Origin of the sequence: Tellurirhabdus bombi, assembly GCF_021484805.1 — a bacterium.
Taxonomy (GTDB): Bacteria; Bacteroidota; Bacteroidia; order Cytophagales; family Spirosomataceae; genus Tellurirhabdus; species Tellurirhabdus bombi.
The window spans coordinates 790,209-802,960 of the sequence record NZ_CP090557.1; the positions used below are offsets into that span (position 1 = coordinate 790,209).

At 49.3% G+C, this 12,752-nt stretch carries 7 protein-coding genes; 2 read left to right on the forward strand and 5 right to left on the reverse strand.

Features of this window, described 5'->3' with window-relative positions; translation table 11 throughout:
* Positions 1-2: 2 nt before the first annotated feature.
* The 4 genes from L0Y31_RS03500 to ffh all read right to left on the reverse strand — a co-directional run bounded on the left by L0Y31_RS03500 (position 3) and on the right by ffh (position 7,985).
* Positions 3-3,011, reverse strand: coding sequence for a DEAD/DEAH box helicase (locus tag L0Y31_RS03500; RefSeq protein ID WP_234735749.1), 3,009 nt, complete (start codon positions 3,009-3,011; stop codon positions 3-5).
* A 269-nt stretch (positions 3,012-3,280) separates the two neighbouring features.
* Complete coding sequence (gene dnaN / locus L0Y31_RS03505; protein WP_234735750.1) at positions 3,281-4,417, reverse strand: DNA polymerase III subunit beta; 1,137 nt, start codon at positions 4,415-4,417, stop codon at positions 3,281-3,283.
* Positions 4,418-4,507: 90 nt separating this feature from the next.
* Positions 4,508-6,172 (reverse strand): gliding motility-associated ABC transporter substrate-binding protein GldG, encoded by a 1,665-nt coding sequence (gene gldG / locus L0Y31_RS03510; RefSeq protein WP_234735751.1) that lies wholly within the window; start codon positions 6,170-6,172, stop codon positions 4,508-4,510.
* A 493-nt stretch (positions 6,173-6,665) separates the two neighbouring features.
* Complete coding sequence (gene ffh, locus L0Y31_RS03515) at positions 6,666-7,985, reverse strand: signal recognition particle protein (protein ID WP_234735752.1); 1,320 nt, start codon at positions 7,983-7,985, stop codon at positions 6,666-6,668.
* 245 nt (positions 7,986-8,230) lie between these two features.
* On the opposite strand from ffh, the gene L0Y31_RS03520 reads away from it, so the two are divergent.
* Positions 8,231-9,061 carry a CvfB family protein gene (locus L0Y31_RS03520; protein WP_234735753.1) on the forward strand — a complete coding sequence of 277 codons (831 nt, stop codon included), beginning with the start codon at positions 8,231-8,233 and terminating at the stop codon, positions 9,059-9,061.
* Here L0Y31_RS03520 and priA read toward each other — a convergent pair.
* Entirely contained in the window at positions 9,058-11,550 is a 2,493-nt protein-coding gene (gene priA, locus L0Y31_RS03525; RefSeq protein ID WP_234737108.1) for a replication restart helicase PriA, read from the reverse strand. The genes L0Y31_RS03520 and priA overlap by 4 nt on opposite strands.
* Before the next feature lie 120 nt (positions 11,551-11,670).
* Here priA and L0Y31_RS03530 point away from each other — a divergent pair, with 120 nt between their 5' ends.
* Positions 11,671-12,675, forward strand: a complete 1,005-nt coding sequence (locus L0Y31_RS03530) for a YpdA family putative bacillithiol disulfide reductase (protein WP_234735754.1) — start codon at positions 11,671-11,673, stop codon at positions 12,673-12,675.
* The last annotated feature ends 77 nt before the right edge of the window (positions 12,676-12,752 follow it).

Below are 12,752 nucleotides of genomic sequence, written 5' to 3' on the forward strand. Positions count from 1 at the left end.
GCTTACTCCAGCAACACCATAATATCTTCCTTCGTCAGCGACTTGACAAAATTCTCCTCCGTGGTAATCAGGTCGCTGGCGAGTTTCCGTTTGGATCGCTGTAGGTCCAGAATTTTCTCTTCGACCGTATTTCGGGTAATAAATTTGTAGGTAAAAACGGTTTTTTGCTGCCCGATTCGGTGCGCCCGGTCCACGGCTTGTGCTTCAATCGCCGGATTCCACCACGGATCTAAAATAAACACGTAATCGGCAGCAGTTAGGTTATGGCCCAGCCCACCGGCTTTCAGCGAAATAAGGAATAACTTGACTGAATCATTGGTCTGGAACAAATCCACCTGCCCCCGGCGATCCTGCGTGGACCCATCCAGATAGGCGTATTTTATCTCTTTTTCTTTCAGGTATTGCTGGACAACGTTCAAGTGCTTAATGAACTGACTGAAAACCAATATCTTGTGATTATCGGCCATCGCTCCTTCCAGACGCATCACCACATCCTCCATTTTTCCCGAATCGCCTTCGTAGTTTTCATCGATCAGGCGCGGGTGGTTGGCAATCTGACGTAGCTTGGTCAAACCCTGCAACACCACCATCTGCGATTTGGCCATGCCGTCTTCTTCGATGCGTTCCAGAATCAGGTTCCGGTAGTAGGATTTTGCTTCTTCGTACTGCTTTTCCTGCTCTGGCGTCATGTCGCTGTAATGCGTATTCTCCACTTTTTCGGGCAAATCGAGGGCTACCTGCGATTTGTGGCGACGCAGCAAAAACGGTTTGATGATTCCGTAAAGGCGCTGGGTTTTCTGCTCGTCGTTCTTTTTCTCAATCGGAATCTGAAACTCGTTGCGGAAAAACGTCTGGCTGCCCAACAACCCCGGATTGATAAACGTCATTTGCGACCATAAATCCATCGTGCTGTTTTCCAGCGGAGTCCCGGTCAGGATTAACCGGTGTGCCGCATCCAGCAACATCACTGCCCGCGTGATGTGCGACGAAGGATTCTTAATCGCCTGTGATTCATCCAGAATGGTGTAATTGAAGCGGTATTTTTTTAGCAGTTCTATGTCGATTCGAACAATGCCGTAAGACGTTAAAATAAGGTCATATCCGTCGAATTGGGCCGTGTTTTTGTCCCGGTAGGTTCCTGTATACACCAAAATCCGCAGATCAGGCGTAAACCGGCGGGCTTCCAACTCCCAGTTGTAGAGCAATGACGTTGGCATAATCAGCAACGAAGGGCGGGCCGCATCGCTCGAATCGGCCTCCTGATTTTGTGCTATTTCATCGCGGAGTTGCGGAAGCTCTTTCTGCGATTGAAGCAAAGCCAGGGTCATCACGGTTTTTCCCAAACCCATGTCATCGGCCAGGCAGCCTCCGAAGCGGTATTGATTCAGGAACTGCATCCAGTCGTAACCCGCCTTCTGGTAAGGCCGCAGCTTGCCCAGAAATCCACCCGGCAGTGGATATGAACCTACCTCTTCAAACGTACGCAGACGTTCCAGCTTCCGACTGATGATGGCCGAAGCCAGGCTTTCCTGCTGCAATTCCTGCACCAGGGCAATGTGGTGCTTCCGAAGCATGAGCTGGTCGGAGCCGTGTTCGTGTTCGGCAAAGGCAAATAACTCGGAATATTTGGTAAACCACGTTTCGGGAATAACGGCGATTTCGCCATTTGGTAGCGGAAACTCCCGCTTTTTATTTAGAATCAGCGAACGAAGCTTGATAAACGGAATCTCAAACTCGCCAAACTGCACCTTGGCGTAAATATCAAACCAATCGCGGCCTTCATTTTCGTTGATCGACACCACAATGGACGAATAACCCAGAAAATACCGTTTTGTATCGTCGGCATGTTGCTGAACCTGAAAGCCCGTATCGTTTAATGGGCGGTGATTTTCCTGTAGCCATTCAAACGTCCAGGCTTTTCCCAACACAATTCGTCCGTTTTTCAGATCAAGTCCGTGTTCGCGCAGCCAACCAATGTACGCCCTTTCTACGCGCAGATCGCGGCGAATTTTATGGAAAATATAATCCCCGTTTTGCTTTTCGATGCTGACGTTGGAATTATTGGCGAAGCTGTCGAACGGAAACGTGAATTGACCATATTGAAACGATAGTCCCAGTACAATCTGTCCATCCACTTCCGCAGTCACCGTTTCTTCGGCTTTCCCGCCTCCATTCTGGGCAAACAGGGGAACAGCAACCCGCTGGGCCACGCCCTGCTCCGACATGGTAATTACGGGCGTTGGCACCACCGCATCCGACCGGATTTCGAAACCCTTGGCATATACGTCGTAGGCAGCAATCAGGGGCGCGACGAAGCGGTGGTAGTACTGATCTTCAATATTTTTGGGAATAACGATGTTTCGCTTGCTGAGAAATGGCCGCAGCTTTTTGCCTTCCACCGATTTATCAAAGTGATACAGCTTCCCGTCCAGCATCATCCAGGCGGGATCATCGCAAATGAGTAAAGCGCCTTTAAACTGAAAGTCAACCGTTTGGTAGTTGTACTTGATAATGGGGAAATATTCTGTGGCCTGCTCGTTGCGCACAAAATGGAAATAGACTTTTGCTTTTTCGGGCATCCAGGTGAGCGGCATCCAGGCCGGGTTCCCATCGTTACCCATCACAAAAATCCGACGGTTTTCCAGACGCGGCAGAATGTTAGCCCGGCGGCGCTCGAGGTATTCACAGATCATTTCCTGGAGGTGTTTATCGCCTTTGTGGGGGTCGTATACCTTCAGGAAAAAATCAACCGTAGAGAGCTTCTTGGCGTTAAATTTCTTGAGAATGACGTCCTGCTGGATCTCGTCGATCATTCGAACGAGTTCAAAATCAATTTCATCCAGTCCTGAACTAAACTCATTAACATTTTTAGAGGAAAGTGTCTGGTTCTGCAAAGTAAGTTCACCCTTGGCGTTCAATTGAACGACAAAGGCTTCGAATAAATAGCCCAGAAACTCGTGTTCCATCAACGAATAGACAATCTGGAACGGCTCCGCAGGAGATACCTTCATACAAGACGCAATCAGCCGGTTAACAATAATGATTATGAGTCCACAGTAAATAATGGACTGATAATGAATAGCTTACCAACAAGATTCCAGTCTATCTATGGAGTCTTCAATTGATTCAAAAAGAAAGGGAAAAGGAACCTTGTTGTCGTATTACAATGAGCAACGAGGTCAAATATACAAAAGGCAGCAAAGAAGGCAAGAAAAAAATGAAGGAACATTGGTTTCGGCTATCCCAACGCTAAAATCAGGCCAGGATAGCCGAAAAACAATCAGGCGTATGTGTTGAGCATCACGGGCATAACCAGCATCAGGATATCTTCGTTTTCTTCTTTATCCGCCGGAATAATCAGGCCAGCCCGGTTAGGAACCGACAGTTCGAAGGAAAGCATTTTAGCGCTGAGGTTGCTGAGCATTTCGGCCAGGAACTTGGCGTTAAAGCCGATTTCCATGTCGTTGCCCTCGTAATCGCACATTAGTTTTTCGTTCGCTTCGTTGCTGTAATCCAGGTCTTCCGCAGAAATGGTCAGCTGGTTGGCTTTGAGTGCCAGCCGGATTTGGTGCGTCGTCCGATTGGCATAAATCATGATCCGTTTCAGCGAGCTGAGCAGGTCTGTGCGGCCAATGGTCAGTACGTTGGGGTTATTCGTTGGAATGGCATTTTCGTAATCCGGGAAACGCTCATCGATCAGGCGGCAGATCATTTGCGTGTTCCCAAACGTAAACGACGCGTTCGACTGGCTGAATTCTGCCCGCACAGGCACTCCTTCCGGCAAAGACGATTTGAGAAGCAGCAGCGCTTTCCGTGGGATAATCATGGTCGAGCCAATGGACGAATTGATGTCCGTGCGTCGGTAGCGAATGAGCCGGTGGCCGTCGGTGGCTACGAATGTCGCGCTATCTGGCGCCAGTTGCAGGCAAACGCCCGTCATGTTGGGCCGCAGATCATCGGTGCTGGTTGCGAAAACCGTGTTGTTAATGGCACTTTGCAGAGCGTCCGACGACAGCTCAACCGATAAACTCCGGTTCACCGTCGGAATTTTCGGAAAATCGATGGGGTTTTCGCCCGAGAGTTTATAGCGTCCGTTATCGGTTAGAATTTCAGTGCCAAACGTTTCGGTATCGATATTGAAAGTGATGGGTTGTTCGGGCAAACCGCGTAGGGTATCCAGCAGCAGTTTCGCCGGAATGGCAATGCCGCCGTTGTCGGAAGACTCAACGGCAATTTTAGTAATCATGGTCGTTTGCAGGTCCGACGCGGTTACGATCAGGCTCGATCCGCCCTCGCTGTCTTCTTCCAAACGAAAGAGAAAATTCTCTAAAATAGGCACAATAGGGTTCGTTGCCACTACTCCGTTGATGGCTGAAAGCTGCTTGAGTAGTACGGATGAGGAAACGATAAATTTCATATTACAGACTAATTATGTCGTGGTTTTATATAAAACAAATGTAGCAAAAAATTGCACGACTGCCTTGCCCAAAACGGTGAATTAATTGCCTCAACGACTATATTTGCGCCGCCTTGCCACCTGCCATACCAGACCCACCAAACCGACCAGTGCAAGCGGTCCCAGCAGGTTGACTAACTGCCACTGCGTCCGTTCTTCTTTCAGCCTTAATTTGTCTAATGGACGAAGCGTAATCTGCTTCGTGCGGGCGGTTATAACCCCATTGTCATCCAGCAGATAATCAACGGCATTGACCACAAAATCCTTATTGGCGAACGTATTCCGCGAGAAACGATCATACCCCAGGGGATAGGGCGTATTGGTGCGGTAGTTTACGTCATTCACCAGCAAATCGCCATCCGAGCAAATCACCACTTTGCTGGACTGATTCCGGGCTTTAAAGCTGGCCGCACGCGGGTCACCCGGCAAAATGCGGTTGGTATACAGCGACTGAAAACGACCTTCCAGCAAGTAACTGATGGCGTGCACTCCACTGTTATACGTACGTGGATCGGGTTGCTGCCGCGCTTCGTTGTAATGCACTAAAACCGGCGCATTTAATAGCCTGGTATACTGCGATGTTAACAGCAGCGGTGTTTTTGTAATGCCTTCCGCCTGCACGGTATCCAGCGTACTGGTGAACCGGGTATAAACCGCATCCAGATTCTGAACGATTGGGTTACGGCTCCCATCGCCAAAATTATTAATCAGCGGAAAAAAGCGCCACGGCAGTAGCTGAACATTCGGTTTGTCGCCCAGATTGCCGACGTTCAAGGGAATGCGGGCCGAACTCAGGTCTTTTACAATGTTTCGGTTTAGGCGGATGCCCCAGCGGAAGAACAAATCGTCCAGGTTCAAAGACAGCGGTTGCGCGTAGGTCCCGTCCATCCCGACACTGTCAATCTTCAGGCCATCGACAAAAAACAAGGCCTTGCCTCCATTCACCACAAACTGGTCAATTTTGTATTTATCCGCTTCCGCAAAAGGTCGGTCTGGTTTAGGGACCAAGAGTCCATCTAGTCCCACCAGGTCTCGGGAAGCCTGTAAATCAATTAGTTTTATGTCGTAATATTCCTGTAAAGTGGCTAGTAAATCCGACAGGCGAAGCGGCTCAATATCAGTGTAGCTCACGGTGACACCCAGCAGCTTCTTACTCTGGATGGTCAGGCGACGAATGGCCGAAGCCAGTTGGTATTCAACGCCTTCAATAGATTGATTGAGTTGCTCTTCCGGTGAATTGGCCCGATTGCCCCGCAGCAATAAAATGGGGACTTCACGGTTTTTGTATTTCAGAATGGCTCCCGGAAAAATCAATTGTTCGGTCCGCTGGCCGCCTTCACTGGCTTGCAAGTTGGTTGGTATAAGGCCTTTATCGATGAGGCTTTTTTGTAGCTCAACACTAGTCTTGTTATTGACTCCCTCCATCGGATTAATGAACCGGTACGTTAACCGGCTACCCGCCTGGGCGCTGAACTCATCCAGCGTTTCCCGAATACTGGTTTCTAATCGTTTAAAGCCCGGTGGCAAATCACCCGTCAGGTACACGTTGATGTGCACATCATCGTCCAACCCTGTCAAAAGGTTTTTTGTGGCGTCAGAAAGCGTATAGCGACCCTCCTGCGTCAGATCAAGACGAAAAAAAAGAAAGGACGACAACAGATTGACCGCTGCAAGAACGGCCAGTACAAAAGCAAAGCGAGTCAGGTTTTTCTTCATGCGAGCTAATAACGTTCAAAACGGCTAGCTCGTACGAAGGTAGCGAAAAAGCAATCTAAATGGATAGATTAACTGCTAGTAGACCTTTTTCAAATCCGACATCCGAGCTGGCTCTACGCCTGGCGTGTTCTTATGCACAAACAAGCGCCGATAACACTTTCGGCAGTGGTATGCCTTCAAGGGTAAATAGCCGTACCATGTTTTTAAATACGAAGGCCGCTCGGTCCGCTCCAGGTGCATGTCTGTGTCACAGGAAGAACAGGCGCAGATACGGCGCGTTTTCGACCATATAAAAAGCAGCCCTAGTACATACATTACTACCAGACCTAAAACAGCAAAGGAAAGCCAGTATAAAATCATCAATAATTTAAAAGGGAAAACTACCAATTCAAATAATGAAAATTTTAGGCCGGACTTTTTACTGGTCCGGCCTACCATTTGAGTTTATTTACGATAAAAATCCGAATTAAGATTTTTTAATCCAAATTTAATTTTAGCGCATCATTTTGGTTAGCTTTCCTGAGGCTTGCATCGTATTCATTTTCTTCATCATTTTCCGCATTTCGTCGAACTGCTTCAGCAAATTATTTACCTGCTGGATTGTCGTTCCACTACCATTAGCGATCCGCTTTTTGCGGCTGCCATCAATGAGATCAGGGCGTTCGCGCTCTTTCGGCGTCATCGAACCAATGATGGCTTCAATGGGCGTAAATGAATTATTATCGATATCGAGGTCTTTGATCATTTTCCCCATTCCCGGAATCATCCCGAGCAGGTCTTTGATATTCCCCATTTTTTTGATCTGCTGCAACTGCGCCTGAAAGTCGTTGAAATCGAACTTGTTCTGACGCATTTTGGCACTGATGCGCTTGGCTTCTTCGTCGTCAAACGCCTGCTGAGCGCGCTCAACCAGCGAGATAACGTCACCCATGCCTAGAATCCGGCTGGCCATCCGATCGGGGTAGAAAACGTCCAGCGCTTCCATTTTTTCCCCGGTTGAGATAAACTTAATGGGTTTGTTCACGACGGCACGAATGGAAAGAGCCGCCCCACCGCGCGAATCACCATCCAGCTTGGTCAATACAACGCCATCGAAGTCCAAACGCTCGTTGAAGGTTTTGGCCGTATTGACCGCATCCTGACCTGTCATGGAGTCCACCACGAACAGCGTTTCCGACGGATTCAGCGTCTTTTTGAGGTTTTCCACCTCTTTCATCATCAACTCATCGACCGCCAAACGGCCGGCTGTATCGACAATAACTACTTTTTTGCCGGTCTTGCGGGCCTGGGCCAGCGCATTCTGGGCAATTTCAACCGCATTTTTGTTTTCTGGTTCCGCGTAAACTTCGACACCCACCTGCTCGCCCAGCACTTTCAGCTGATCAATGGCCGCAGGCCGGTAAATGTCGCAGGCAGTAAGCAATACGCTCTTGCCTTGTTTTTTGAGGTGCGCCGCCAGCTTTCCCGTAAACGTCGTCTTTCCTGAACCCTGCAAACCCGCGATCAAAATAACCGCCGGATCGCCTTTGACATTGATGCCTTCGGCCTCAGAACCCATCAACTCGGTTAACTCTTCCTGCACGATTTTAACGAACAACTGGCCCGGCTCAACCGCAATGAGTACTTTGCGGTCGAGGGCTTTTTCGCGCACCCGATCCGTTACTTCTTTGGCGACTTTATAGTTTACGTCGGCATCCGTCAGGGCCCGACGCACTTCTTTCACCGTCGCGGCTACGTTGATTTCGGTAATCCGACCCTGCCCTTTGAGGGTCTTAAACGCCTGATTTAATTTATCCTGAAGATTTTCAAACATGGTTTCTGGCTACTTCCTCGGTTTAATTTTCTAACCCTGGCTCAGACCAGGGACGCTGATTTTTTGAAGTATATGGAGAGGCGGACCTATGACGCTCTCTTCTCTTTTCCAATAAATTACAAAGTTAGTGATTTTTGGCTGGATGTTGAAAAAGCCTATTACTCGGTTTACCTTTGGCAATTAGCAAAATTTCCCGGCTTTCTATTTCTTGCGCTTAAGCAAAGGCTGGGTTATCAGCACGACACATGATTGAAATTGGAAAAAATAATACATTGACGGTCTTGCGCATGACCAGCGTTGGCGCCTTTTTGGGCGACGATGAAGGCAATGACGTACTGCTTCCCAATAAATATATCCCTGATTCACTGGATATTGACGACACCATCGACGTTTTTATTTATACGGATTCGGAAGACCGGATCATAGCCACTACGCTACAACCCAAAATCAAGCGCAACGAATTTGCTTATTTACAGGTCGTTGCCGTTACCAAAGTAGGCGCTTTCCTGGACTGGGGACTGGAAAAAGATTTACTCGTTCCGTACAAAGAGCAAAGCAAGCGCATGGAAGTTGGCCGCCGGTATGTGGTCTTCCTGTACCTCGATCACGAAACCGACCGGCTGGTGGCCTCCAGCAAAGTGAACCGTTTTCTGGAAGCCGATGCGTTTGGCCTCGAAGAAGGACAGAAAGTCGATTTGATTGCTCACGAACCCAGCGATTTAGGTGTTAATGTTATCATTAACCACCGTTATCGCGGCCTTCTCTACGCCAACGAGTTATTCCGGCGCGTTTATCCCGGCGACCACATGATTGGCTATATCAAGCGCATTCGGGAGGATAACCGGATCGATGTAAGCCTGCAAAAACAAGGCTACCCCAACGTCGAGCCCAATGCCCAGCGAATTCTGGAAGTTCTCAATGAGAACAACGGTTTTCTGCCCCTCAACGACGACAGCGCACCCGACGAAATTTATCGCCTTCTCGAAATGAGCAAGAAGACGTTTAAAAAAGCCATTGGTGCGCTCTACCGCGACCGTCGAATCAAGATAGATCCCAGCGGTATTTCGCTGGTTTAGAGGCAGTCCACATCCGCCACAACCGTTACGGCTTTTAATCCTTTGTCGCTAAGCACGTCCAGAATTTGTTCCTGAATAAATGCTTTGGCTGCCTTTGGATTAATTGCCCGTTCAAGCTTGACGATTATATCATACAGGAACAGGTTGCGAATGCGTTCCACCAGCGGTTTTTCCGGTCCGAGTACGCGGCTGCTTCCCAATTTCTCGGTCAATTTTTGCGCCAGTCGCTCGGCAGCCTGCTTGCTGATGGTTTCTTCCTGGTGCTTGATGGTCAGTTTAATGAGACGGGAAAACGGCGGATAATTGAAATTCTGCCGTTCTATAATTTCCTCTTCAAACAGGCCCCGGTAATCATTTTCCAAGACTTTCATCAGGACAGCTTGCTGCGGATTACTGGTCTGAATAAGCACCCTTCCGCGCCGATCGGCCCGACGCCCCGCCCGCCCGCTCACCTGCGTAATCATCTGAAAGGCCCGCTCCGTGGCCCGAAACTCGGGGAAGTGGATAATGCGATCGGCGTCGAAAATACCGACAAGACTCACTTTGTCAAAATCCAGTCCCTTGCTGATCATTTGCGTTCCGACGAGAATATCGACACTGCCGCTTTCAAATTCTTTGATAATCTGCTGGTACGCGTTTTTGCTCCGGGTTGTGTCCAGGTCCATCCGCTGAATGCGCGCCTCGGGAAATATGATTTGTAGCTGATCTTCAATCTTTTCCGTCCCAAAACCGATGGTCCGCACTTTGGGCGACCCACACGCCGGGCAGACTTTGGGAACCGTTTCCTTATGACCGCAGTAATGACAACGCAACTCGGAATCACGCATGTGGTAGGTCAGGCTTACGGCACAATTGTGGCAGTCGGCAATCCACTCGCATTCTTCGCATTGCAGGTAAGGCGAGTAGCCCCGCCGGTTCTGAAACAGAATGCTTTGCTCGCCCCGTTCCATATTTTGTTGCAGGCCATCCAGTAAGGCAGACGAAAACTCATTTTTCATCTTTTTCTGGTGCTTTTCTACCCGCGTATTCACCAGAATAATATCCGGCAAAGCAGCGTTTCCGTAGCGTTGCAACAGCTCCACAAGTCCGTAACGGCCCTGCTGAGCGTGGAAATAGCTCTCGATGGAGGGCGTGGCCGACCCCAGCAGCACTTTGGCGCTCTGGCGCTGCGCAATCATCATCGCTACGTCGCGGGCGTGGTAGCGCGGAGCCGGATCGTGTTGCTTGTAGGAGGTTTCGTGCTCTTCGTCCACAATGATCAGGCCCAGGTTATCAAAAGGCAGAAAGATGGCCGAACGAACGCCAACCACAAACTGATACTGCCCGGAAATAATGCCTTTCCAGACTTCTACGCGCTCGTTATCGGAGAAACGGGAGTGGTAGATCCCCATTTTATCGCCAAAAACCTTTTTCAACCGCACGACAATCTGCGTCGTCAGGGCAATTTCGGGCAGTAGGTAAAGCACCTGAGAGCCACTATCCAGTACCTGCTGAATCAGGTTGATGTATACTTCGGTTTTGCCCGAACCCGTAATGCCGTGTAGCAAGACGATGTCTTTTTCCTGAAAGTGCTGTAAAATCTGATTCGCTGCCTGGGTTTGTGCCTCAGTAAGCTGAATCTGCACCGTTGGCCCGCCCGTATCTTCGGGGAAGCGCGGCAAAATAATCTCAAACGATTCGAAAACCTGATTTTTGATCAGCGTTTGCAGCGATGATTGCGAGAGGGTATCGTCCTGGTTAAAGATTGCCTTATCCACCCCTTTGCGGTTCAGCGCCGGGTTGTTCAGCACCGGCACGTGCTGCAAATACCGCATCACAATCTCCTGCTGTTTCGGCACCTTATCCAGGGCGTTAATCAACGCAATGAGTTGGGCCTTTTCTTCGTAATCAGGAGCTAACCGAACTTTCCGCACCATTTTCGGGACGTATTTCTCCCGCACTTCTTCAAACACAATCACGGCATGCTTGCCGATGAGCGACTTAATCGTGGTCGGAACCGCCGTTTCACCCACCAGCCGACCCAGCTCTTCGTACGAAAGCGCCGGATGTTTTTTCAGCTCTTCCAGCAACCCTTTTTCCGTTTCGGTCAGTAAATCAGGATGATCAAAATCAGGGTTATACTGTACCTTCGACTGGCTGGTGATTTTCAAGCCCGACGGCAAGGCCACGTTCAGGACTTCGCCGATGGTACACAGGTAATAATCAGCCATCCACTGAAAAAGCTCCAGCTGATAGCCCGTCACGAGCGGGTATTCGTCTAAAAGTTCGAGAATGTATTTTGCCTGGTAGTTGCTGGGCGGCTGCGTATGAATCCGCCCCACAACGGCCGTATAAACCCGGCTTTTCCCAAAAGGCACAATCACCCGAGCGCCCACCTTCAGCAAATCGACCATATCGCGCGGCACGCGGTAAGTAAACAGCTTCGGAATTGGAACAGGCAGAATTAAGTCGGCGAAGTAGGTTGTCTCTTCGTTAAAGTCAAATGTCAGCGGTAGCAAAGCAGTAACAGCAATTAGTAAGGCAATTTACTCAGATATTTTCTTAATGAATGGATTTTGGGTAAACCCTTCCGATACTATTTTGCGTTCCAATAAAAAGAAGTTTCGACTATGGACATATACGATGTCATCATTATTGGCGGCGGACCCTGCGGTCTGGCGGCGGGCATTGAAGCAAAAAAAGCGGGCTTGAGCCACCTGATTCTGGAAAAAGGAAGCCTAACGGAATCCATTCGGAAATACCCCAAAATGATGCGTTTTTTCTCGACTGCCGAGAACATTGAAATTGGCGGTATTCCGTTTCCCATCGCTGGCGTCAAAGCCAATCGAACCGAAGCGTTGCAGTACTACCGGAAAGTAACGGGCTATTACGACCTGAATTTCAGCCTTTTCACAGAGGTAGACCGGGTAGAGAAAGAGGCCGATAACTTTACGGTGTACACCACCAAAGGAGATCAATACCAGGCCCGGAAAGTAATTCTGGCGACAGGTTATTTCGACAAACCGCGCTGGCTGGGTATTCCGGGCGAAGAGCTGCCGCACGTGACGCACTACTACGACGAGCCGTTTCAATATTCCTACACCAACGTGGTCATTGTGGGGGCGTCTAACTCCGCCGTCGAAGCGTCCCTGGAATTATACCGCGCCGATGCTCACGTAACGATTGTTCACCGCGCCGATGATTTCCGGAAAACCGTAAAATACTGGCTAATTCCCGACGTGAAAAACCGCGTCAAAGAAGGAAAAATCAACACCCAGTTCAATACCTGTGTCACGAAAATTGAAGCGGGTAAAGTCTACACGACCAACGTGCAAACTGGCGAAACGGGCGAATTACCCGCTGATTTTGTGATTATCCTGACCGGCTATATTCCCGATGCGGAGTTGCTCCGGCGCTGCGGCGTTGCTTTGAACGAAGAAACCCAGGTGCCGACTTACGACAAGGAAACCTTTGAAACCAACGTGCCGGGCCTGTATGTCTGCGGCACCGTGATGGCCGGTATTTACACCGAAAAAGTCTTCATCGAAAATGGCCGCGAACACGCAAAAGCGATCATAGACCACATTTCGGGAAAAGAAGTGCGGAAAGTAGCCGAGTTGATTGAGCGGATTTGATGGCGAGAGTTTGATTATTTGGCGTGTACTCTGCCTGAGATTACGCTATTTTTGCAAAAAATCCAGACTCTTCCGCT

Coding starts and splice junctions, on each gene's coding strand:
- ffh (WP_234735752.1), bottom strand. CDS start 7,985: ATGTTTGAAAATCTTCAGGATAAATTAAATCAGGCGTTTAAGACCCTC.
- L0Y31_RS03530 (WP_234735754.1), top strand. CDS start 11,671: ATGGACATATACGATGTCATCATTATTGGCGGCGGACCCTGCGGTCTG.
- dnaN (WP_234735750.1), bottom strand. CDS start 4,417: ATGAAATTTATCGTTTCCTCATCCGTACTACTCAAGCAGCTTTCAGCC.
- L0Y31_RS03500 (WP_234735749.1), bottom strand. CDS start 3,011: ATGAAGGTATCTCCTGCGGAGCCGTTCCAGATTGTCTATTCGTTGATG.
- L0Y31_RS03520 (WP_234735753.1), top strand. CDS start 8,231: ATGATTGAAATTGGAAAAAATAATACATTGACGGTCTTGCGCATGACC.
- gldG (WP_234735751.1), bottom strand. CDS start 6,172: ATGAAGAAAAACCTGACTCGCTTTGCTTTTGTACTGGCCGTTCTTGCA.